General features: G+C 64.4%; 23 protein-coding genes. 11 read left to right on the forward strand and 12 right to left on the reverse strand.

The features are described 5' to 3' along the window. Nucleotides 1-52 precede the first annotated feature (52 nt). The 5 genes from argS to RA24_RS04550 form a co-directional block, all read right to left on the reverse strand. Nucleotides 53-1,798 (reverse strand): arginine--tRNA ligase, encoded by a 1,746-nt coding sequence (gene argS / locus RA24_RS04530; protein WP_039190165.1) that lies wholly within the window; start codon nt 1,796-1,798, stop codon nt 53-55. Between the two features lie 165 nt (nt 1,799-1,963). Then, complete coding sequence (locus tag RA24_RS04535; protein ID WP_019296547.1) at nt 1,964-2,302, reverse strand: YciI family protein; 339 nt, start codon at nt 2,300-2,302, stop codon at nt 1,964-1,966. Further along, on the reverse strand, nt 2,299-2,598 hold the full coding sequence (locus RA24_RS04540) for a YciI family protein (RefSeq protein WP_039190167.1): 300 nt from the start codon (nt 2,596-2,598) through the stop codon (nt 2,299-2,301). Before RA24_RS04540 ends, RA24_RS04535 begins: the two co-directional genes overlap by 4 nt. Nucleotides 2,599-2,742: 144 nt before the next feature. Further along, the gene (locus RA24_RS04545) at nt 2,743-3,135 is read right to left on the reverse strand and encodes a GFA family protein (protein ID WP_039190170.1); all 393 of its coding nucleotides are present in this window, start codon (nt 3,133-3,135) and stop codon (nt 2,743-2,745) included. A 381-nt stretch (nt 3,136-3,516) separates the two neighbouring features. Beyond that, nucleotides 3,517-4,668, reverse strand: coding sequence for a deoxyguanosinetriphosphate triphosphohydrolase (locus RA24_RS04550; protein WP_039170654.1), 1,152 nt, complete (start codon nt 4,666-4,668; stop codon nt 3,517-3,519). Between the two features lie 91 nt (nt 4,669-4,759). On the opposite strand from RA24_RS04550, the gene RA24_RS04555 reads away from it, so the two are divergent. Beyond that, nucleotides 4,760-5,083, forward strand: coding sequence for a HesB/IscA family protein (locus RA24_RS04555; protein WP_039178633.1), 324 nt, complete (start codon nt 4,760-4,762; stop codon nt 5,081-5,083). A 108-nt stretch (nt 5,084-5,191) separates the two neighbouring features. On the opposite strand, the gene RA24_RS04560 is transcribed toward RA24_RS04555, so the two are convergent. From RA24_RS04560 to RA24_RS04570, 3 genes are all read right to left on the reverse strand, one after another. After that, entirely contained in the window at nt 5,192-6,109 is a 918-nt protein-coding gene (locus RA24_RS04560) for a DMT family transporter (protein WP_039190172.1), read from the reverse strand. Continuing rightward, nucleotides 6,109-7,170, reverse strand: a complete 1,062-nt coding sequence (locus RA24_RS04565; protein WP_039190174.1) for a DUF6902 family protein — start codon at nt 7,168-7,170, stop codon at nt 6,109-6,111. Before RA24_RS04565 ends, RA24_RS04560 begins: the two co-directional genes overlap by 1 nt. Nucleotides 7,171-7,267: 97 nt before the next feature. Next, nucleotides 7,268-8,020: a DUF6749 family protein gene (locus tag RA24_RS04570; RefSeq protein WP_241480902.1), complete on the reverse strand. Its 753-nt coding sequence runs from the start codon at nt 8,018-8,020 to the stop codon at nt 7,268-7,270. A gap of 277 nt (nt 8,021-8,297) precedes the next feature. On the opposite strand from RA24_RS04570, the gene xth reads away from it, so the two are divergent. Then, nucleotides 8,298-9,104 carry an exodeoxyribonuclease III gene (gene xth, locus RA24_RS04575; protein WP_019296739.1) on the forward strand — a complete coding sequence of 269 codons (807 nt, stop codon included), beginning with the start codon at nt 8,298-8,300 and terminating at the stop codon, nt 9,102-9,104. A gap of 108 nt (nt 9,105-9,212) precedes the next feature. Here the strand turns inward: xth and RA24_RS04580 are convergent, their stop codons facing one another. Beyond that, the gene (locus tag RA24_RS04580) at nt 9,213-10,379 is read right to left on the reverse strand and encodes an FAD-dependent monooxygenase (protein WP_039190179.1); all 1,167 of its coding nucleotides are present in this window, start codon (nt 10,377-10,379) and stop codon (nt 9,213-9,215) included. Nucleotides 10,380-10,483: 104 nt separating this feature from the next. Next, nucleotides 10,484-10,906, reverse strand: coding sequence for an RNA polymerase-binding protein DksA (dksA, locus tag RA24_RS04585; protein ID WP_039146440.1), 423 nt, complete (start codon nt 10,904-10,906; stop codon nt 10,484-10,486). A gap of 175 nt (nt 10,907-11,081) precedes the next feature. Here dksA and RA24_RS04590 point away from each other — a divergent pair, with 175 nt between their 5' ends. The 4 genes from RA24_RS04590 (at nt 11,082) to RA24_RS04605 (ending at nt 14,897) form a co-directional block, all read left to right on the forward strand. Beyond that, entirely contained in the window at nt 11,082-11,921 is an 840-nt protein-coding gene (locus RA24_RS04590; protein ID WP_039145572.1) for an AAA family ATPase, read from the forward strand. 194 nt (nt 11,922-12,115) lie between these two features. Continuing rightward, nucleotides 12,116-13,477 (forward strand): DUF2927 domain-containing protein, encoded by a 1,362-nt coding sequence (locus tag RA24_RS04595; RefSeq protein ID WP_039190182.1) that lies wholly within the window; start codon nt 12,116-12,118, stop codon nt 13,475-13,477. Nucleotides 13,478-13,525: 48 nt separating this feature from the next. Further along, a complete protein-coding gene (locus RA24_RS22450; protein WP_019296744.1) occupies nt 13,526-13,693 on the forward strand; it encodes a hypothetical protein in 168 nt (55 codons plus the stop codon). A 19-nt stretch (nt 13,694-13,712) separates the two neighbouring features. Next, the gene (locus tag RA24_RS04605) at nt 13,713-14,897 is read left to right on the forward strand and encodes a vWA domain-containing protein (RefSeq protein WP_019296745.1); all 1,185 of its coding nucleotides are present in this window, start codon (nt 13,713-13,715) and stop codon (nt 14,895-14,897) included. Between the two features lie 206 nt (nt 14,898-15,103). Here the strand turns inward: RA24_RS04605 and RA24_RS04610 are convergent, their stop codons facing one another. Next, the gene (locus tag RA24_RS04610) at nt 15,104-15,472 is read right to left on the reverse strand and encodes a hypothetical protein (protein ID WP_039170649.1); all 369 of its coding nucleotides are present in this window, start codon (nt 15,470-15,472) and stop codon (nt 15,104-15,106) included. Nucleotides 15,473-15,657: 185 nt separating this feature from the next. Between RA24_RS04610 and RA24_RS04615 the strand changes: the two genes are divergently transcribed. From RA24_RS04615 to RA24_RS04635, 5 genes are all read left to right on the forward strand, one after another. Continuing rightward, on the forward strand, nt 15,658-17,124 hold the full coding sequence (locus RA24_RS04615) for an alkaline phosphatase D family protein (protein ID WP_052269533.1): 1,467 nt from the start codon (nt 15,658-15,660) through the stop codon (nt 17,122-17,124). 213 nt (nt 17,125-17,337) lie between these two features. Continuing rightward, nucleotides 17,338-18,087, forward strand: coding sequence for a septum site-determining protein MinC (gene minC, locus RA24_RS04620; protein WP_019296749.1), 750 nt, complete (start codon nt 17,338-17,340; stop codon nt 18,085-18,087). After that, nucleotides 18,087-18,935: a septum site-determining protein MinD gene (minD, locus tag RA24_RS04625; RefSeq protein ID WP_039190184.1), complete on the forward strand. Its 849-nt coding sequence runs from the start codon at nt 18,087-18,089 to the stop codon at nt 18,933-18,935. Before minC ends, minD begins: the two co-directional genes overlap by 1 nt. 2 nt (nt 18,936-18,937) lie before the next feature. Beyond that, nucleotides 18,938-19,201 carry a cell division topological specificity factor MinE gene (gene minE / locus RA24_RS04630; protein ID WP_039190186.1) on the forward strand — a complete coding sequence of 88 codons (264 nt, stop codon included), beginning with the start codon at nt 18,938-18,940 and terminating at the stop codon, nt 19,199-19,201. Between the two features lie 220 nt (nt 19,202-19,421). Further along, on the forward strand, nt 19,422-20,873 hold the full coding sequence (locus RA24_RS04635) for an HD-GYP domain-containing protein (protein WP_039170648.1): 1,452 nt from the start codon (nt 19,422-19,424) through the stop codon (nt 20,871-20,873). On the opposite strand, the gene RA24_RS04640 is transcribed toward RA24_RS04635, so the two are convergent. Next, nucleotides 20,870-22,042 carry a threonine/serine ThrE exporter family protein gene (locus RA24_RS04640; protein WP_039190188.1) on the reverse strand — a complete coding sequence of 391 codons (1,173 nt, stop codon included), beginning with the start codon at nt 22,040-22,042 and terminating at the stop codon, nt 20,870-20,872. The two genes, RA24_RS04635 and RA24_RS04640, sit on opposite strands and share 4 nt — an antisense overlap. Between the last annotated feature and the right edge of the window lie 86 nt (nt 22,043-22,128).

Below are 22,128 nucleotides of genomic sequence, written 5' to 3' on the forward strand. Positions count from 1 at the left end.
CTCAGTCCGGCGGAATGTGTGATTTATTCCCTCAGGGGGCAGGCCCCTTTGGTTATCGCATCTCTTCTGCCGGTTTCACGCCAAGAATACCAAGACCTGCGGAAATGACAACGGAAACGGCCCGCGCCAGCGCCAAATTCGCATGTGTTGCCGATTGGCTGCTTTCATTAACAAATCGTAAACCTTCGTTCGATTTGCCGAGGTGGTACAGTCCGTGCAACTCAGACGCGAGATCGTAGAGATAGAAGGCCACCCGGTGCGGTTCATGGGTGCGGGCGGCGATTTCCACCTGGCGCGGCCATTCGGCCAGCTTCTTGGCCACAGCCAGCTGCGCCGGATCGGCGATCAGGCTCAGGTCGGCAGCATTCAGGGCGGCGTCGTCCGCAGCGATCCCCTGCTCCTCTGCCTTGCGCAGGGTCGAGCAGATCCGCGCGTTGGCGTATTGCACGTAGAACACCGGGTTGTCCTTGGACTGCTCCAGCGCCTTGTCGAGGTCGAAGTCAAAGCCCTGGTCGTTCTTGCGGGTGAGCAGCATGAAGCGGGTGACGTCGGCGCCCACTGCATCCACCACATCGCGCAGGGTGACAAAGGTCCCTGCCCGCTTGGACATCTTGAATTCCTGGCCGTCCTTGAACAGCTTGACCAGCTGGCACAGCTTGATGTCCAGCGGCACCTTGCCGTCGGAGAGCGCCGAAACGGCGGCCTTCATCCGCTTGACATAACCGCCATGGTCGGCGCCGAAAATGTCGATCAGCTCGTCAAAGCCGCGCTCCACCTTGTCGAAGTGATAGGCGATATCCGGCGCGAAATAGGTCCAGGAACCGTCGGATTTCTTCACCGCCCGGTCCACGTCGTCGCCGTGGTCGGTGGATTTGAACAGGGTCTGCTCGCGCGGCTCCCAATCGTCGGGCTTCTTGCCCTTCGGCGGCTCCAGCACGCCCTGGTAGATCAGCCCCTTGGATTCCAGGCTGGCCAGCGCCGCCTCGATCTTGCCGGTGCCATAGAGCGACTTCTCGGAGTAGAACTTGTCCATCTTGATGCCGAGCTGGGCCAGGTCCTCGCGGATCAGTTCCATCATCGCATCGGTGGAGAACTCGCGCACCTCTGCCAGCCAGACGTCTTCGCCCTTGCCGACATAGGCATCGCCCACCTTGTCCTTCAGCGCCTGCCCCACCGGGACCAGATAGTCGCCCGGATAGGTGCCGTCAGCAAAGGCCACTTCCTGACCGTGCGCCTCCAGGTAGCGCAGGTAGACAGAGCGCGCCAGCACATCGACCTGGCCGCCGCCGTCGTTGATGTAGTATTCGCGGGTGACGTCATAACCGGCATAGGCCAGCAGCGCCGCCAGCGCATCACCAAAGACCGCGCCGCGGGTGTGGCCCACATGCAGCGGACCGGTCGGGTTGGCAGAGACATACTCCACGTTCACGCGCTTGTCCGCGCCCATGTCCGAGCGGCCGAAATCCGTGCCTGCGTCCAGGACTGATTTCAGAACCGCCTGCCAGACGCCGGGGGCCAGCCGCAGGTTGAGGAAACCGGGGCCTGCAACCTCAGCCGAGGTGATCCGCTCATCCGCGGCCAGCTTGGCCGCCAGCGCCTCGGCAATGTCGCGCGGCTTCATCTTGGCGGGCTTGGCCAGCACCATTGCCGCATTTGTTGCCATGTCGCCATGAGCGGCATCACGCGGCGGCTCCACCGCCACATTGGCAAAATCGAGCCCCTCGGGCAGCGCGCCTTCGCCGGTCATGGCGGTCAGGCTGTCAATCACAAGCGTGCGGATATCGGTAAAGAGGTTCATGTCTGGCGTCCCAACTGTTCAGCACTGCGGATACCGGGGGCCGCCGGAAGGGTCAACAGGATTGCAAGAGCAGCCTGGAGTCTCAGGCAGGCGGCACCGGAAAATTCGAATTTTCCGGCCAATTTTCTTACTGAAGAAAATTGCGCCGCTGCCGCGGTGCGCGGCTTACAGAACCGCGGTGCGGTCTTCCAGGATCTTGCCCCAGGTGAATATCTCGTAGGAGCGGAAGGCGGGCACGTAAAACGGATCGCCATGGATCAGGTGCTCCACCTCGATCCGGTCCTCGGCCTCGACAATCCACAGGGCGCCGCAGAAATCGCCGTCGATGTCCGGTTTCAGCCCGCCGCCGATGCGCAGTTCCGGATGATCCTCGACATAGGCCACATGGGCATCGCGCCGGGCCTTGTCCGCCCGGATATCCATCATCGCAGGCGCATCGCGGAACAGCACTGCCCAGCGGGTCAGTGCGGGCGCGGATTTGCGGGCTTCACGGGCGGCAGTCATGAAAACATCCCCTGGATGGCGGAGGCAGTGCCCCATTCGGTGATTTTATACGTGCGCAAGGAGGCCACGTAGTACGGGTCCTGCAGGATCAGCCGCTCCACATCCTGGCGGGTTTCGGCTTCCACATTCCAGATCGCGCCGGGGAAATCCTGCATCGGCCGCATCGCCAGCGCGCCGCCGATCTGCAGCTCAGGCCGCGACCTCACAAAGGCGATATGCGCCTCGCGCCGCTTCTTGTCGCCGCGCACCCGGTCCATTTCGGGCTTGTCCGTGAATGTGACGGTCCAGCGTGCCATGGCTTTCCCCTCGTTATGCCTCCCCTCGCGGATACCGCCGATGCACTGCGGCATCATAGGGCCAGATCATAACACGGCTTACGGCCAATTTGGGAAACCGCATGGCACGCAAGGCGGGCAGCCGCCCACCCTGCGCTGCCATGCCTAGGCCGGATGCCCCTGCGACTGCTTTGCCCCGTCACAGATTTCATACCAGCCGGGTTTCTCGCCCACGAACTCATGAAAGCTGTTCGACACCTCCAGCACCCCGTCCAGCGCATTTGCTGCGATCGGGAAGCTCTCCTCCTCCGACAGGATCTCGCCCAGAGAGCTGCCGCAGATCCGGCAGAAGCAGCGGCCGTATTTATAGGGCGGCGCAGGCTGATACAGCGCCACCTCCTCCTTGCCTGCAATCCAGCGCAAATCGGCCTTTTTCACAAAGACGATGGTGCTGGCCCCGGCCTTGCGGCAGCGGGAGCAATGGCAAGTGCCCATCAAAGCGGGCTGCGCCAGCAATTCAAACCTGACAGCGCCGCAGCAGCAGCTTCCCTCAATCATTCCGGCTATCCTCTCTAACATGAATTTAATGAGAACATTACAGGAACACCTGTTGCCAAACAAGCCGCCACAGGGCGTTGCGCAAACACTGTCAGCACCGCACGCCCCGCTTTCCGGTCCTTAACCGGACTATGCGACAGTCACCCCCGCTGCAGCACAAGGCGCGGGTCTGGCACCCCGTGCGAACAGGAGACCAGGATCCCCAAAACCACCTCCACAAAAGGTGCAGGGACGTCTGAGTGATGAAGCTTTTGACCGGACCCGGGGCGCGCTGGCGTTCCGGCCCTACCCTCCGCCCCCGTTGGCGGCGCCGCCATCTTTAACCGCCCCTTGAAAGGCACGCAGACTGAAGTACAGCAAAACGGCAGCAGCCCGAAGCCCTTACACCTCGACCTTCACTCCGATCAGCCGCTCATGCAGCTGCAGGGCAAAACGGTCGGTCATGCCGGCGATATAGTCCGACACGATCCGCGCCAGCGCGGTGCGGTCCTGTGCAGCTGCGATCTCGGCGTGCCAGCGCTCCGGCATGTCCTGCGGATTGTCCAGAAAATAGGGAAACAGCGCCTCCACCACCTTGGCAACTTTGGCCCGCTTCTCCATCACAGAGGGCGCCCGGTACATGCGGGTGAACAGAAAGGCGCGGATCTCCTTCAGGTCGCGCCACAGCGGATCGGAGAATTTCACCACCGGGTGGCCCAGACCGCGCACCTCCTCGACGCTTTGCACGCCGGATTCCGCAAGCAAGTGCTGGGCCGTGCTGATCACGTCTTCAACCATAAAGCCGAAGAACCGCCGCAGCGCCTCATGCCGGCGGCGGTTGGGATCAAGGCCGGGGTATTTCCGGTCCACCGCACCATAAGCCCTGTCCAAGAGCGGCAGCCGCGCCAGATCATCGTCGGTGAACAGCCCGGCGCGCAGCGCATCGTGCAGGTCGTGGTTGTTATATGCGATGTCATCGGACAGCGCCGCCACCTGCGCCTCGGCGCTGGCATGGGTGTGCAGTTCCAGGTCGATGGCGGCATTGCATTCGGCCAGCGCCCAGGGCAGCTCCCCCACCACAGGGCCATTGTGTTTGGCAATCGCTTCAAGGGTTTCCCAGGTCAGGTTCAAGCCGTCAAACTCGGCGTAGTGGCGCTCCAGGCAGGTCACGATACGGATCGCCTGGGCATTGTGGTCAAAGCCGCCATAAGGCGCCATCAGCGCATGCAGCGCATCCTCGCCAGTGTGGCCGAACGGCGTGTGTCCCAGGTCATGCGCCAGCGCCACCGCCTCGGTCAGCTCCTGGTTCAGTCCCAGCGCGCCGGCAATGGTGCGGCCCACCTGCCCGACCTCGATCGAATGGGTCAGACGTGTGCGGTAATTGTCGCCCTCATGCTCCACGAACACCTGGGTCTTGTGCTTCAGCCTGCGGAAGGCGCTGGCGTGGATAATCCGGTCGCGGTCGCGCTGGTAGGGGGAACGAAAGGAGCTCTCCTCCTCCGGCACCTGCCGCCCGCGGCTGCGGTCCGGCATCGTGGCATAAGGCGCATGCATATGAAATCTTTTCCCTTACAAATCTTGCCGCCTGAATTGCACCTTTCTATATAAAGCTTTGCGCTGCAACCTACGCCCGTGGAGAAAGCTGATGAACCTGCCCCCCAAAGTCACAGACCGCGCCTTTGCCCGGCTGGCCGAGATCGGCGCCGCGGACCAGGGCCAGGCGCTGCGTGTCGCGGTGGAAGGCGGCGGCTGCTCCGGCTTCCAGTACGAGATTGCTCTGGATGAGGCAAAGGAAGACGATCTGGTGCTCGAAGGTCAGGGCGAAAAAGTTGTCGTCGACAGTGTTTCCCTGCCGTTCCTTGAAAACGCGGTGATCGACTTCACCGAGGAATTGATCGGCGCGCGGTTTACCATCGAAAACCCCAACGCCACCTCCAGCTGCGGCTGCGGCACCTCGTTCTCCATGTGACGGTAAATCTGAGCATTTCCCAGCCTTGCTCCTGCAAGGCCGCGCCCGCCCCCTGCTCAAGGGGCGGGCGCTTCGCCCCTTAAGGGGCTCAACAGGTGGTTTCCAGCGTTACGGATCCGTCCGCAACCGCCCCGCACCACGCAAACGCGGCATCGCAGGGGCGAACTGATCCCAGACCAGATAGAGACCCGAGGCGATCACGATGGCGCCCCCCAGATAGGTTGTGGCGGGCGGAAACTCCCCAAAGAACACCGCGCCGATCACTGCCATCCAGATGAACTGCAGGTTCATCAGCGGCGTCACCGCGTAGGAGGCCAGCAGACGCAGCGCCACCACCAGGAGCCAGCGCGCCCCGAACAGCAGGAACGCATAGGCCGCCGCCCAAGCAACATCCGCCATCGGCATCGGCACCCAGACAAAGGGCAGTGCCAGCAGCATCGCACCGCACAGCGTCAGGTTCGGATAAAACACCTGCGCCAGCGCGTTGCTTTCGTAACGGCCGATAAACCGCGCCATGGTCATGGAAAACGTGCCGGACACCACCGCCGCGAAGGCCACCAGATGCCCGGTTGCAGAATGGCTGCCGTCACCGCCATGAGGCAGCAGGAACAGTACCCCGGCAAAGCCAGCCAGCAGCGCAATCCAGGCCGCCGGGCGCACCGGCTCCTTCAGCACAAGGCCGGACATCGCCCCCGCCAGCAGCGGCATTAGCCCGATGAAGACAAACACCTCGGCAAAGGGCAGCAGGCGGAACGCATAGAAGAAACAGACCGCGGCAATCAGCGTCGCCACCGAACGCAGTGCCATCGCCCGCGGGCAGCGGGTGCGGAAGCCGCCGCGCAGCCGGGGGAGCCGGTCCGCCAGCAGGCAGAATCCGACCACCATGGCCCCTGACAGCGCGTAAAGCTGCGCCGCCGCATACTGGCCCGCCAAAAGTTTCGTGATCCCGTCAGCAGAGGCGATCAGACCAGTATAGGCCACCACCAAAAGCGCCCCGCCCAGGGCCTGGTTGCGCGAACAGCCCATCACGCTGCCCCCGCGCTGCCCGCCCGGGCAAATCCTTCAAAGAAATGGGCAAAGCCGGCGCAGCTGCGTTCGGCCGCGCTCAGCAGCCCGTGTTCTTCCTCGTTCAGCATGGCCTCGGTCCGCGCCTTGACCGCGCCCCAGCCCGGACGGCCGGTTCCAGCTTCAAAAACGGCTTCTGAAAGGCTTCTCAAGATACTTCCTCCCCGCACAGCTGACACATGCACGCCCCCCGCGGGAACCGCCTGCCGGAAGGGTTTTCGCCCAGACAGGATCATGAGCCAGTTAACAACAAAATACTCGTGATAAGAATCATGAAGTCCAGAAAATTCTCGCTCTGATAGAGTAAAGGCGGATACATGCCTGTCAAGCCAGCCCTCCCAGGCAGCAGGCGGCTGCTGGCCGGCATAACGCAACGCAATGCAGATTTCGGCAAGCAAATCAGCGTTCTGGTCGAGGAAGGCCACCAGCCCCGCAAACTCGAGACTGGTCAGCGCCGCCTGCGGCAGCTGCGGGTCGCGGCGGCCGTATTCCGACAGGTAAAAGACGATGTGAGTCAGCTCGTAAGCGGCTTTTTTGTTTGGAATGGCAAAGGTTTCCGGGCGCGAGATGAAAGCGCGCAGCCGGTCGTCCAACCCGTCGTCCTGCAGGATCTCACCGCGGCGCGCCAGCAGGCGGCGGGCTTCGGCGCGCTGCAGGTCGGACAGCTCTGCCTGCGCCAGCCCTTCGGCGCGGATCCATGCGGCCAGCTGCGCGCCGGTCTCCCCGGGATGACCCAAGTCTTCCAGATCCAAGCAGATCGACAGGATGAAGCGGTAATACTGGCGGAAGAAACTGATATGCCGCGCCGCACCGTCGTAGAACCCCTGCAAGGGCGCCAGGGCCTCAGCGGCAACATCGGCTCTGGTGCATTCCAGAATATTCAACAGCTCGGCGTTTTCCTTGAGCCAGAACACGTCTTCCTGGGTGCGCCGCTGTGCGGCGAAACCGCCGATCAGCGCCGCATGCGCAGCCGCCCGGGACTGGCGGGCAGCAGGTGAGAAGAACGGGATGATCTGGGCCATGGAAACCTCCTGCGGGTGTGTGCGGCGCGGCAAGGGCGGCCCCGGATACGGGACCGCCGATGGTCAGGGGCCGGGAGGGAGGCCGGCCCCGGTCCGGTCAGCTGCCGGAGGAAAACAGCCGGGTTGCGTCGCCATCGCTGGTGCAGGCCTCAGCCGCCGGTGCGGAGCCGGAGGAGAACAGATGCGTCCCCTCGCCCGCGCCGCGCTCAGCCGTGGCGGCCGGAGCCGAGCCGGAGGAGAACATTTCCACCCCCTCGCCCGCGCCGGTTCCGGCCTGCGCCGCAGGTGCCGAGCCTGACGAAAACATTTCCGTCAGATCGCCGGAGGCGGTTTCATTTTCCATTGCCGGGGCGGAGCCGGAAGAAAACAGTTCAGTCAAATTGCCGGAAGCAACCTCAGATTGATTTAAGGGTGCAGACCCGGAAGAAAACATCTGCACCAAATCCCCCGCTGAGGTGTCAGCGCGGGCGGCAGGGGCGGAGCCAGAGGAGAACATCTCCACCAGATCGCCAGCCGCGGTTTCGCTGCAGGCCGACGGCGCCGAACCGCTGGAGAACAGCCCGGTTTCCCCGCCTGCCCAGCTCTCTGCCGTCTGCGGCATGGAGCCCGAGGAGAACAGCGAAACGCCTTCCCCTACTGACAGACCCGCATTGAGTTCAGGCGCGGAGCCGGAGGAGAACATCTCTGTTGCATCGCCCTCGAACAGGCTGGCGCCAGTGGCTTGGCGGGTTGCGTGGATGGTCTGGATTTTACGCTGAGCAGTCATTTTGGAACCCCATTCGTTAAGGACAAAAGGCTCCTTGACGCTGGCACGGGCGCCGCGCAGCGCAAACATAAAATGCAATTTCACATTGTATTTTGTAGTTTCATTTACTTTAACTTCAACCCGCTATTTTTTGCGCAATTTCAGTTATTTCAATTCATCCACAGGTTATTCACCGTGTTATTCACACGCATATTATTGCAAAATAAAGAAACTCAACCTGAGGGGTATTTTTCACCTGTGCAAAACGCCAGTGAGTCGCAGCGCCAAAGGTGATTCGCGAATCGCGCATCGGGCTTGCCCCGGGACGCTGATTCAGCGATAGATCGGCCCCGAATAAAGAATTCTGCGCCGGAGGCAAGCCATGAAAATCGCCACTTTTAACATCAATGGCATCAAGGCCCGGGCGCAGGCACTGCCGGACTGGCTGGATGAGGCGCAGCCCGACGTGGTGCTGCTGCAGGAAATCAAGTCAGTGGATGAGGCCTTCCCGCGCGAGATCTTCGAGGAGCGCGGCTACAACGTCGAAACCCACGGCCAGAAGAGCTTCAATGGCGTGGCAATCCTGTCCAAGCTGCCGCTGGAGGATGTGAGCCGCGGCCTGCCCGGCGACGACAGCGACGAACAGGCGCGCTGGATCGAGGCCACCGTGGTGGGCAAGCAGGCGATCCGGATCTGCGGCCTGTATCTGCCGAATGGCAACCCGGTGGAGCTGGAGGCAGACGGCAGCCCGGTGGCGGGCGGCAAATACGCCTACAAGCTGGCCTGGATGGAGCGGCTGAAGACCCGCGCCGCGGCGCTGATGGCCGAAGAGATGCCCGCGCTGATGGCCGGGGACTACAATATCATCCCGCAGGCCGAGGACGCCAAGCGCCCGGAGGCCTGGCGCGAGGACGCTCTGCACCGTCCGGAAAGCCGTGCGGCGTTTCAGCGGATCGTCAACCTGGGCTTCACCGAGGCGTTCCGGGCGCGGCACCAGGGGCCGGGGCATTATTCCTTTTGGGATTACCAGGCCGGCGCCTGGAACCGCGACGACGGCATCCGCATCGACCATTTCCTGCTCACGCCGCAGGCCGCTGACCTGCTGCGGGACTGCCAGATCGACAAGGATGTGCGGGGCCGCGAAAAGCCGTCCGACCATGTTCCGGTCTGGGTCGACCTGGACATCTGAACACAACCCGCGCCGCGCGTCAGCGCGGCGCCACGCCCAACGGGAGCGGTTCATTTTCAATGAAACCGCGACGGGCGGGAGCCTCCCCCGCCCAGCCCCCGGCCTGATTCAGGCGGTGACGTCGTGGCGGTAGATCCAGTCGAACTGGCTGACCATGCGGTCCGGGGCAAAGCGGCCGCCCAGTTTCAGCACCTGGTGCGCAGGCCAGTTGAGCGGCGCGCGCAGATGGTATTTCCAGGCGTTGTTGCTGGCGGCCTGCACCACCTTCTCTGCCCGCGCGCGGCGGCGCTCCTGGTACATCATCAGGCCGGATTTCAGCCCCGCTGCCTCTTGCAGGGAACGTGCCAGCACCCAGGCATCCTCCAGCGCCAGATTGGCGCCTTGCGCCATAAAAGGCAGCGTCGGATGCGCGGCGTCGCCAAGAATGGCGGTGTTTTCGCCAAACCAGTGCTCTGCCACCGGATGGCGGAACAGCCCCCACAGCAGCACCTCCTCCACCGCCTCCAAGAGCGCCGCAGCATTGCCGCCGAAACCGCGGAAGGCGGCGCGCAGGTTGGCAGGGTCGTCCTTGAGGTTCCAGCCTTCCTCAGCCCAGGCCCGGCGCTCCTGCACCGCGACCAGGTTCATCAGGCTGCTATCGCGCAAAGGGTAAGCCACCAGGTGCCGCCCCGGCCCCATGAACACCTGCGCCTCCGGCGGCAGGTTCAGGTGGTTGGGCACCGTGGCGCGCCAGGCGACCTGGCCGGTGAAGGCGGGTTTGCGCTCGCCATTCAATGCCACCCGGGTTTTCGAATGCAGCCCGTCGGCCCCGACCACCAGATCGCCGCCGCACTGGGCACCGTTCACCAGGTGAACGGCCGGCTGCGGACCCGGTTCGATGCGCTCTGCCTTTTGCAGCAGCCGCACCTGCACGCCCTCGCGCCGGGCGGCACCGGCCAGGATGCCAATGAGGTCGGAGCGGTGCACGAAGTAATAAGGCAGCCCGGCGGCGTATTCGTCCAGATCCAGCCGCAGCACCTGTTTGCCGCGGCGGTGGCCGCGCAGTACCACGGCACGCGCGCGCTGCGAGCACCAGGCCAGATCATCCGCCAGCCCCAGCGCCTTCAGCACCTGCACGCCATTGGGGGTGATCTGCAGGCCTGCGCCCACCTCGGAGATCGCCTCGGCCTGTTCCAGCACGGTGACGGACGCCCCGAAGCGGCGCAGCGACAGCGCTGCAGCCAGGCCGCCGATGCCGGCGCCGATGACGGTTATTTTCAGGCCTTTGAGGTCCATGGGGCTCCCGCAGATTCTCCGCCTGCCCCCAATGAAACAAAAAACGCCGGAGCAAAAGGCCCCGGCGTCAATGTTTGTCGCGTTTTTGCCGCCAAAATCAGCGGTTAATCGTCGCGGTGGACCTTTTCGCGGCGCTCGTGGCGCTCCTGCGCTTCCAGGCTCATGGTTGCAATCGGACGCGCATCCAGGCGTTTCAGCGAGATCGGATCGCCGGTCACTTCGCAGTAGCCGTATTCGCCCTCGTCGATGCGGCGCAGGGCCGAGTCGATCTTGGCGACCAGCTTGCGCTGGCGGTCGCGGGTGCGCAGTTCCAGCGCGCGGTCGGTCTCTTCGCTGGCGCGGTCGGCGACATCGGGAATATTGCGGGTGCTGTCCTGCAGCCCCTCAATCGTGTCGCGGGTATCCGCCAGCAGGTCCTGCTTCCATTCCAATAGCTTGCGTCGGAAATATTCAGTCTGCCGTTCATTCATGAACGGCTCATCTTCAGCCGGTCGGTAGTCGTCCGGCAGAAACACTTCTTGCTTCATTTCGGCTCCTTCGGTCTGGCCCATCATGCTGGTCATAAACTATACCTCAACACTTTGGATCCCCCTCTGCCGCAGCGTTTATCCCTATCGGACAGGAATGTCACTACACAATAGTGGCGCTGTTTGGTTAAAACCGTGATAACAAGACGGCAACCACGGCTGAGACGGGAAAGATATGCGATTTCAGGGCACTAAGGAATATGTTGCAACCGACGACCTGAAGGTGGCGGTAAATGCGGCGGTGACGCTGGAGCGGCCGCTGCTGGTCAAGGGTGAACCCGGCACCGGCAAAACCGAGCTGGCCAAGCAGGTTGCAGAAGCGCTGGGGCTGCGGATGATCGAGTGGAACGTGAAGTCCACCACCCGTGCCCAGCAAGGTCTCTATGAATACGATGCCGTCAGCCGCCTGCGCGACAGCCAGCTGGGCGAAGAACGCGTGCATGACGTGAAGAACTACATCCGCAAGGGCAAGCTGTGGGAAGCGTTTGAGGCGGACGAGAAGGTCGTGCTGCTGATTGACGAAATCGACAAGGCTGACATCGAGTTTCCGAACGACCTCTTGCAGGAGCTCGACAAGATGGAGTTCCACGTCTACGAGACCGGCGAGACGATCAAGGCGAAGCACCGCCCGATCATGATCATCACCTCCAACAACGAGAAAGAGCTGCCCGACGCCTTCCTGCGCCGCTGCTTCTTCCACTACATCCGCTTCCCGGATGCGGAAACGATGAAGAAAATCGTCGAGGTGCATCACCCGGGCATCAAGGAGGCGCTGCTGACCGCGGCCCTGACCCAGTTCTATGAGATCCGCGAGACGCAAGGCTTGAAGAAGAAGCCCTCGACCTCTGAGGTGATCGACTGGCTGAAACTGCTGCTGGCCGAGGACCTGAGCCCGGAGGACATTGCGCGGGACGGCGCCAATGCCCTGCCCAAGCTGCACGGGGCGCTCTTGAAGAACGAGCAGGACGTGCATCTGTTCGAACGCCTGGCCTTTATGGCGCGCGGGCGGCGCTGAGGGCACGGCCTGATGCCACAGGCGGCGGGCGCTTTGCCCGGCGTCTGCCTGTTTCGCTTCAAATTGCTGATGCATTCCCCTATCAGAGGAAACAGGGCCGGGCTGAGACAGCCGGGCCAGCAGGAGACGCCTGAGTGCCCGCGGACGCAACTATCAAGCCGGAAACGAAGCCCCGCAGCGGCGGGTGCAGCCTTATGAAGGCGGCTGCAGGTGTTCTGGCAGCGCTTGCCCTTGCCGCCTGCACGGCCCCCGTGCCCCGTGTCGAGGCCCCGACCCGCGCCGCTGCCGCGACGCTGGCGCTGCCGCCGGTCAAGGTGTTCACCACCCCCCGGCCGCAAGCTCCGCAGCGCGCCAACGCGGAAATCGCCCGCGACTTCCTGGATTTGCATTTCCAGCTGGAGGGCGGCAGCACCCTGCCCCAGTTCACCCGGTTCGAGACCCAGATCACCCTGCGCGTGACCGGCACGCCATCCCCCGGCTTCACCCGCGAGCTGAACGCGCTGCTGGCCAGATTGCGCACTGAAGCCGGAATTCCCATCCGCCGGGTCGCTGGCGAGGCGGCCAGCATCACCATTCAGATGGTGTCCCGGAACGAGATCCGCCGGGCGCTGCCCAAAGCGGCCTGTTTCGTGGTGCCCAATGTCTCCTCGCTGGCGGAATACCGGCGCAACCGGCGCAGCCCGCGCACCAACTGGGCCTTGCTGCGCGAGCGGGACCGGCTGGCGGTGTTCATTCCGAATGACACCAGCCCGCAGGAAGTGCGCGACTGCCTGCATGAGGAGCTCGCCCAGGCGATCGGGCCGCTGAATGACCTCTACCGGCTGCCGGACTCGGTGTTCAACGACGACAACATGCACGCGGTGCTGACCGGGTTCGATATGCTGATCCTGCGCGCCACATATGCGCCGGAGCTGAAAACCGGCATGAGCCGGGAGCAGGTTGCCGCCCGGCTGCCCGCCATCCTGGCCCGGCTGAACCCGCGCGGTGCATGGGCCGCTGCGCCCGGTTTGCCGGACACGCCGCGGGCCTGGGCCGCAGCTTATGAACAGGCACTGGGGCCGCAGGCGTCCCTGCGGGAACGGCTGCGCGCCGCCAACAGGGCGGCAGAGATCGCCCGCGACCTGGGCTGGAGCGACCACCGCCGGGCGCTGAGCCACTATACGCTGGGCCGGATGCTGCACATCCGCGAGCCGGAGCTGGCACTGCGGCATTTCCTGACCGCGCAGGATTTTCTGCAGCAGCTGCCCGGCACCGGCATCCACCAAGCCAAGGTCGCGGTGCAGCTGGCGGCCTATGACGTTGCAACCGGCAACGGCGCCTCGGCCTTGGCCCGGCTGAAGCCTGCGGTGACTGCCGCAGCCGCGCATGAAAACGCTGCCCTGCTGTCAACGCTGCTGATGCTGCAAGCGGAGGCGCTGGAGCTGGAGGGCCGCCAGGTGGAAGCGCGCCGGGTCAGGCTGGACAGCCTGGGATGGGCGCGATACGGCTTTGGCCCGGACTGGGTGGTCGAGGCCCGGCTGGAGGAAGTCGCCGCGCTGCGCCCCACCGGCTCCTGATACGGCCCGCAAGAAACTGACCCTGAAAGACAACAGACGGATAGAACCATGATCGTAATCATCGGCGTTCTGCTGGGCGGCCTGATTGGCGCCCTGAAGGCCCGCAAACGTGGCGGCAACACCCTGGACATGCTGCAATACGGGGCTGTCTATGCCATTATCTTTGGTATTCTGGGGCTGCTGGCAACCATCCTGACCCACCGGGTGCTGGCGTAACTGCTGACAGAGGCCCGCGATGTTCCAGCCCTTCTTTGAAAACCTGCGCAAGGCGTCCATTCCGGTTTCCCTGCGCGAGTACCTTACCTTCCTGGAAGGCATGAAGGCGGGGCTGGCCACCTATGACATCGAGGCGTTCTATTTCCTCGCCCGCGCGGCGATGGTGAAGGATGAGCGCAACATCGACAAGTTCGACCGCGCCTTTGCCGCCACCTTTGAAGGCTTGGAGGCGATCCCTGCTGATGCCGTGATGGAGGCGGTGGACATTCCCGAGGAATGGCTGCGCAAGATGGCCGAGAAGCATCTGAGCGCGGAGGAAAAGGCCGAGATCGAAGCGCTTGGCGGCTTCGACAAGCTAATGGAGACGCTGAAGGAGCGGCTGAAGGAACAGCAGGGCCGCCATCAGGGCGGCAACAAGTGGATCGGGACAGCGGGCACCTCGCCCTTCGGCGCTTATGGGTACAACCCCGAAGGCGTGCGCATCGGCCAGGACAAGAGCCGCCATCAGCGCGCGGTCAAGGTCTGGGACAAGCGCGAGTTCAAGAACCTCGACGGCGATGTGGAACTGGGCACCCGCAACATCAAGGTCGCCCTGAAGCGGCTGCGCCGCTGGGTGCGTGAGGGCGCGCAGGAGGAACTGGATCTGGACGGCACCATCCGTTCCACTGCTGAGCACGGCTATCTGGACGTGAAAACCCGGCCTGAGCGGCACAATGCGGTGAAGGTCTTGCTGTTTCTTGACGTGGGCGGCTCGATGGATCCGCATATCCAGGTGGTGGAGGAGCTGTTCTCTGCCGCCCGCGCCGAGTTCAAGCACCTGGAATACTACTACTTCCACAATTGCCTCTATGAGGGCGTCTGGCGCGATAACAAGCGCCGCTGGAACGAGAAGACCCCGACCCATGAGGTGCTGCGCACCTACGGGCCGGATTACAAATGCATCTTCGTCGGCGATGCCTCGATGTCGCCTTACGAGATCGCCTATCCCGGCGGCGCCAATGAGCATTGGAACGAGGAAGCGGGCCAGGTCTGGCTGCAGCGCGCGCGGGAGGCCTGGACGTCGAACCTGTGGATCAACCCGGTGCCGGAGAAATACTGGGACTACACCCATTCGATCGGCATGATCCGTGAGATTTTCGAAAACCGGATGGTGCCGATGACCCTGGACGGCCTGGAACGCGGCATGCGGGAGCTGAGCCGCTAGGTCATTTCCCCAAACCCGGCAGCCCTCCCGCGCCTGCAGGTGCTGCGGCTGATGCCGCACCCCCTTGCAGCCTTGGGTATGGCATCCTGCCCTGCGGGCAGGATGCGCGCCGGAGCCGCGGCTCCGGCGCCGGGCCCAACCGGGCGGCGGGCATGCCGCATGCACGCTGGACGGGCGGGAGGGCCGCGCTGGTGTTTGACCTGGCGCTAACCGCCCGCCAGCCCCCAAGCGCCCAGAGCGGCCACAGGCACAAACAGCCACCCTTGCGGCAGCAGGCCATAACCCGCCCGGCGCAGCGGCGGCAGAAGCAGGCCAACCACCGCCATCATCGCGGCCATTGCAGTTCCGGCCAGCGCCAGCCCGTCATATCCGCGGGCGCCGAGGAACAGGAACAGCGCCATCAGTGCCAGGCAGCCGGTGACCAGATGCCAGCACAAGAGCGTGGTCTCGCGCACCACATCCGGCAGCTGCCGGTCCTGCGCCAGGGGACGGGCGCATTCACGGCCTCCCACAAAGGCATGAACAATCATCCACAGGGCGGCCAGAAGGGCGGCGGCCAGAAAACTCCATTGCATGTCAAATCTCCTGAAAAATCCGCGCCTTCGGGCGGGCCGGAGGCGGCTGGGCAATATGGGGGCAGTCAGACCACACCCGCCCAGGAAGCGCCACCGGCAATTCTGCCGCAGACCCGGACGACCCCACAAAGTCATGCCGCCAGCGGTTGATTGCGCCGCCGCCCGCACCTAGGTGCTGTGACGGCATGAGCAGCAGCACCCGTACAACAGGCCCGATAACAGGCCCGGCAACAGGCCGAATAACCGGCCCGATCCTGATCCTTGATGATCTGCGCGATGGCCGGATGCATCTGGCCGCCTTGTTCATCGCGCCCAAAGGCGCGGCTCTGCCGCCAGTTCAATTGGACGGTGGTGAAGCGCAGCCCGCACCGCTGGCGGAGTACAGCACCCATACGGTGCTGCGGGCGCGGTTCAGCCTGCCGGCGGACTGCCCTTCCGCCTACCAGTGGAACGGCACGCGCTATGAGCTGGCAGGCGGTTTTGGCGGCGATCTGCGGATCGCCTATGCCGCCTGCAACGGCGAGGAGCATGGTGACCTGGACCGCGACGGGGCCGAGCGCAACGCCATGTGGGCGCGGATGGGCGCGGAGCATGCGGAACACCCCTTCTCGCTGCTGCTGCATGGCGGTGACCAAGTCTATGCGGATGAGGTGACAGACGGCCATCCCTTGAGCCAAGATTGGCCGAACCGCATTCCCCGCGATCCCGCGCGCGCGGACCTGGCGGATCTGATGCACCACCTGCGCGAGCGTTTCCTGCAGCGTTACCTGGCTGTCTACACCGCACCGGAGTTTGCTTGGATCGCCGCCCGGGTGCCATCGTTGATGCAGTGGGACGACCACGACATCTGCGATGGCTGGGGGTCCTTGCGGCGCTCCCGCACTTACTCCCCGGTCGGCCAGACGCTGTTTGCCGCTGCACGGGAGGCGGCGCTGCTGTTTCAGCACGGCTGCTGCGATGGGGACCTGCCTGCGCGCTTCACCGATCCCGGAGGCAGCCACCTGGGCTGGCGTGTTGAGGCGCCGGGGCTGCGGCTGCTGGCGCCCGATCTGCGCTCCGAACGCAGCCGGCGGCGGGTGATGGCGCGGGGCGGCTGGTGGTTGATGAAAGCAGCGGCAGAGAAACGCTTTGCCGGGCGCAGCCTGATCCTGTCCAGCGTGCCGCTGCTGGGGCCGCGGTTGTCGCTGCTGGAATTCCTGATGGTGCTGATCCCGCGGATGCAGAAATACGAGGACGACCTGCGCGACCAGTGGCAAAGCCGGGCGCACCGGGCCTCATGGCGGCGGATGCTGCGGCTGCTGCGGGACATGGCAGCGCAAGAAGGGCATGAGGTCACCGCGATTTCCGGCGAGATCCACCTGGCCGCACGGGGCGAGATGGCGCTTGGCGGCGGCAAGGTTTTGCACCAGCTGGTGGCCTCCGGCATTTCCCACCGGGCACCGCCCAAGGCCTGGGCGAAGGCGCTGGGGCTGCTCTCGTGGCTGGGCGATGCGCCCCTGCCCGGCCACCCGATCCGCATCCGCAGAATCCCCGGTCAGGCCGGGCGGTATGCAGCGGAGCGCAACTATCTGGTGCTGAAACGCCGGAGCGCAGACTGGTCCGCCAGCTGGGAGCTGGAGACCTCGGGCCGGTCCTCACCGCTGGCCCTGTAGACCCGGACAGCGGCAGCTGGCGGCAGCGGGAACGGCAACCCTTTTCTGCTCAACCGCAGATGGATCGCCTGCGGAAATCCGCCGCTCCGGCACAGCGCAGGCGCTTGTCCGCCGAACCCGCCCTGCCATGGTTGAACGGCGTATCCCGCAAGGGCTACCCAAGGGAAAAAGGCGCGGCAGCAAAACCCGCCCATCCCCGAGCAGGAGCATCGCGTGAGCGTGCCGCATCAAGACATAAAACCCCGTGGCAGCGCGCCTGCCGCCAGCGTGAAGCCGTTCCAGATCCGCGGGCGCTATTTTACTGCTGTTGCCCTGCGCCCCGAGGACGGGCCGCTGGATCAGGCGTTTTATGCCGCCTTGGACGCGCAGCTGCGCTGGAGCCCGCATTTCTTTGACGGTGCACCGCTGATTCTGGATCTGGCGCAGGCGCCGGGGCTGAACCGGCCTGCTGAACTGCGGGCGCTGGCTGACAGCCTGCGCAGCCGCGACCTGGCGGTGTTCGGGGTGCAGAACGCCACCCCCGCCCAGGCCGCTGCTGCAGAGGACGCCGGGCTGATCACGCTGGCCAGCGGCAAGGATGCGCCGCTGAACACTGGCCCCGGCACCCGCCGTGAAATCCCCAAGAAACTGCGCCCGCCGGAAAATGTAGTGGTCACCCGGCCGGTGCGTTCCGGCCAGACGGTGGTGGCCGAGGGCGGCGATCTGGTGGTGGTTGGCCCCGTCAGCTCCGGCGCGGAACTGATCGCGCGCGGCAATATCCATGTCTACGGCCTGCTTCGGGGCCGTGCCATGGCCGGAGCCGAAGGCGATGAGAGCGCCCGCATCTTCTGCCAGCGGCTGGACGCGGAGCTGCTGGCGGTGGCGGGCCTTTACCGGACGAACGAGAATTTGGAGCCGGAGCTATTGAACCGCGCAGCACAGGTTTTCCTGCGCGATGGCCGGCTGTGTGTGGAGGCACTGTAATGAGCAAGGACCTGACATTGGAAGAACCGCTGGGCAAGGTGATCGTTGTCACCTCGGGCAAGGGCGGCGTCGGCAAGACCACAACCTCGGCGGCGGTGGGCGCAGAGCTGGCGCGGCGCGGGCATAAGACTGTGGTGATCGATTTCGACGTGGGCTTGCGCAACCTGGACATGATCATGGGCTGCGAGCGCCGGGTGGTGTTCGATTTCATCAACGTGATCCAGGGCGACGCCAAGCTGAAGCAGGCGCTGATCCGCGACCGGCGGCTGGAGAACCTGGCGGTGCTGCCAACTTCGCAGACCCGAGACAAGGACGCGCTGACCAAAGAAGGCGTCGAGAAGGTTCTGGATGAGCTGCGCAAGGAGTTCGACTATATCATCTGCGACAGCCCGGCAGGGATCGAGCGCGGCGCCCAGATGGCGATGCATTTCGCCGATGAAGCCATTGTGGTGACCAACCCCGAAGTGTCCTCGGTCCGCGACAGCGACCGGGTGCTGGGGCTCTTGAACAGCATCACCGACCGGGCCGGCAAGACCGGTGCCGAGCCGGTGAAGGCGCAGGTGCTGATCACCCGCCACGACAAATCCCGCGTCGACAGCGGCGAGATGATGACGGTGGAGGACGTTCTGGAGGTTCTGGCGGTGCCGCTCTTGGGGATCATCCCCGAAAGCAAGGCGGTGCTGCGCGCCTCCAACCTCGGCGTGCCGGTGGTGCTGGATGACCCTTCGGCGGCTGCCGCCGCCTATGAGGATGCGGTGGGCCGGCTGATCGGCGAGCAGATCGAGATGCGGATTGCCGCCGACCCGCGCCGCGGGCTGCTGCAGCGGCTGTTCCGGCGGGCGGTGTAAGAATGTTCGGATTTTCCCTCCGCCCCCGCAAGGCCTCGGCCAGCACCGCCAAGGAACGGTTGCAGATCCTGCTGGCGCATGAGCGCAGCGGCAGCGGCGGCACCCGCCCTGACTGCCTGCCGCAATTGCAGCGCGAGATTCTGGACGTGATCCGCCGCCACATGCAGATCGGCGACGAGGCGATCGACATCCGCATGGAGCGCGGTGACGAGTTGTCGAGTCTGGAGATCAACATAGAGTTCCCGGGAAAACCGGGTGTGAACTAGGGCCGGGGCCCTTGGGGCGGTGCTGCCCGCCCCGGAAATCCTGGCAAGGGCGGCCTTCCTGCGGCCCTCAAAATCAGAACATGGGGCTGCCTATCCGGCGGCCCTGGAAATTTTACGAAAATCCGGCGCAGAATCCCCACCCCTATCCTGCGCCGGGTCAGGGCAGGTTAACCCTGCCCGTGTTGTCATGGGCCTTCCGCACTTGCCCTGCAGAAGGCCCATGACACATTACACTTCTCCCTACAGTCCCGGTCAGGCCGGTACCGCCGCGCCGCAGGACATCCTGCGGCTTGGTGAACTGCTGGGCGCGCTCAGCCATGCGCTGGACCTGACAGAAGGCCAGCCCAAGGGCCATTGCGTGCGCTGCTGCTGGATCGGCATGCAGGTGGCGGCAGAGCTGGGGCTGGCGCCGCAAGCGCGCTCTGATCTCTATTTCACCCTCTTGATGAAGGATCTGGGCTGCAGTTCCAACGCCGCCCGCATCTGCCAGCTGTATATGGCCGATGATCTTTCCTTCAAACGCAGCTTCAAGACCGTCAGCGGTGTACGCCAGGGGCTGGCGTTCCTTTGGCGCAATACTGCGGCCAATGCGGCGCCCTGGACCCGGCTGAAGACGCTGAAGCAAGTGCTGGCAAAGAATACTGAAATTGCAGGCGAGCTGATTGAGACCCGCTGCAACCGCGGTGCGGCGATTGCCCGGCAGATGCGGTTCTCGGAGGATGTGGCGGAGGGCATCGCCTGCCTGGATGAGCATTGGGACGGCGGCGGTCAGCCGCTGGGCCTGAAGGGCGAGGCGATCCCGCTGTTCGCGCGCATTGCGCTGATGGCGCAGGTGGCCGATGTCTTTGCCACCGATCTGGGGGCGGAGGCCGCCGCGGAGGAGCTGGAGCGGCGCGCAGGCAGCTGGTTCGACCCGGATCTGGTGCCGGTCTTCACCGCGGTGCTCCGGCGGCCGCGGTTCCTGCCTGACCTGCAGGACCCCGGGCTGGAGGCCGAAGTCTTTGCCACCCCGCAGGCGCAGCACATCCATGCCGTTGACGAGGAGTACCTGGATGAGATCGCCCGCGCGTTCTCGCTGGTGATCGACGCCAAGAGCCCCTTTACCCACGGCCATTCGCAGCGGGTGGCGCGCTATACCGGCATGATCTGTGACCAGCTGGGATACACGCCGGAACGGCGCCGCTGGATGGTGCGCGGGGCGCTGTTGCATGACATCGGCAAGCTGGGGATCTCCAACACCATTCTGGACAAGCCCGGCAAGATGACGGACGAGGAATTTGCCCTGATGAAGCGGCACCCGGTGCTGGGACATGAGGTACTGAGCCGGATACATGCCTTCCGCGAATTGGCGGATGTGAGCGCGGCGCATCACGAGCGGCTGGACGGCAAGGGTTACCCCTATGGCCTGGACGCCAGCCGCCTGACCCAGGAAATGCGGGTGATGGCGGTGGCCGATATCTTTGATGCGCTGACCGCCGACCGCCCCTACCGCGCGGCACTGCCGCTGGAGAAGACCTATGCCATCATGGATGACTTGGCAGGCCCCGGCATCGATCCCGACTGTTACGCTGCGCTGCAGGATGCGGTGACCGCCAGCGGCTGGCCCTCAGCCTCTGACGCGCCCCTGACTGGCGGTGAATGGGAACTGCCGGCGGCTGAGCGCAGCGCCTAGCTGGCGAGGTTGCGGTTCTTCTGTGAATAAAGCGCCAGTGCCGTCACCTGCCCCGCCACGATGGCGGAGAACATCAGAAGCGCCGACAGGCCGATGCTGGCATCCGCCATCAGGGTTTCGTTGAACAGCGACTGGGTGGCGCTCATCAGCACCCGGCTGCCGGGAACCAGGATAAGGATGCCCTGCACGATATAGATGGCGCCGGTCAGGTTCAGCATCTTGGCGAGCCAGGTGCCGTAAAGGGTGATGCACATGGCGGTGACCCAGGTGCCGACGATCCAGCCGCCGCCGAAGCCCAGGTAGAGCGGCCCCCACATGCCCAACACGGTGACCGGCAGCGCCCGCAGGATGTCGGCCAGCCGGGCGTTGAAGATCACCCCGATCGAGAACGACAGCGCCGGCAGCGCCAGATAGGGCATCCACCACAGGACTTCGTTCACGTTCGCCACCTGCGGCGCTGCCCCCCAGAGCGCAGTGCCGATGCTGACGCCGATATAGATGCCGATAAACAGCTTCATCAGTACAAAGATCGACTGAGCAAACAGGCTGGAGCCGGAAATCACGTCGTTGAAGGCAAGGCATTCCAAGGAGTTGGCAATCGACAGCCCCGGCACGAACAGCACAATGGCGGCGATGCAAGTGCCCCAGACCGGCACCTCCACCCCCATGCTGCTGACCAGCGATACGGTGAGACCGGCGACCAGCGCCGACAGGAATTCGACCAGGATCACCCGGTCGCCGCGGCAGAACAGCTGGCAGAGCCAGACCAGGAAACCCAGCACCGCCGAGAGCGCAATGGTGGTCAGCGCGCTGCCGATCAGGGTCAGGAAGGCGGGCGGGATGGCGATATTGGCTAGCATGATCAGCCAGCCGGGATAGCGGCCCGGCTCCTCGATTCCCGGGTCCTCAACCGCGTTGATGCGGATGATGGTGCGCGCCAGCAGGCTGAGGTTGATCTGGGCGGGCTCCAGCCGTCGGATGATGAACTGGTTGTCCTCGTCCGGGAACTGGCAGGAGATCGAGGTGGGGGTGGCCTGCACAATCACGTTGATGCCCTGTTTGCGGGCATAGAACTGCAGGTACTTCTCGATCTTGTAGGGCGCACAGCCGCTGCGGTGCAGGGTCTCGCCGGTGTCAGCGATATTGCGGAGCTGTGAGAGCGGTGCCATGTGCCGGAAGCCGTTGTTATCTGGTGTCTTTGGGAAGGCACCCCATACTGGATGCGGGGCGGTGCAGCGAGTGCGGTTTTTGCATG

Origin of the sequence: Leisingera sp. ANG-M6, assembly GCF_000813905.1 — a bacterium.
Taxonomy (GTDB): Bacteria; Pseudomonadota; Alphaproteobacteria; order Rhodobacterales; family Rhodobacteraceae; genus Leisingera.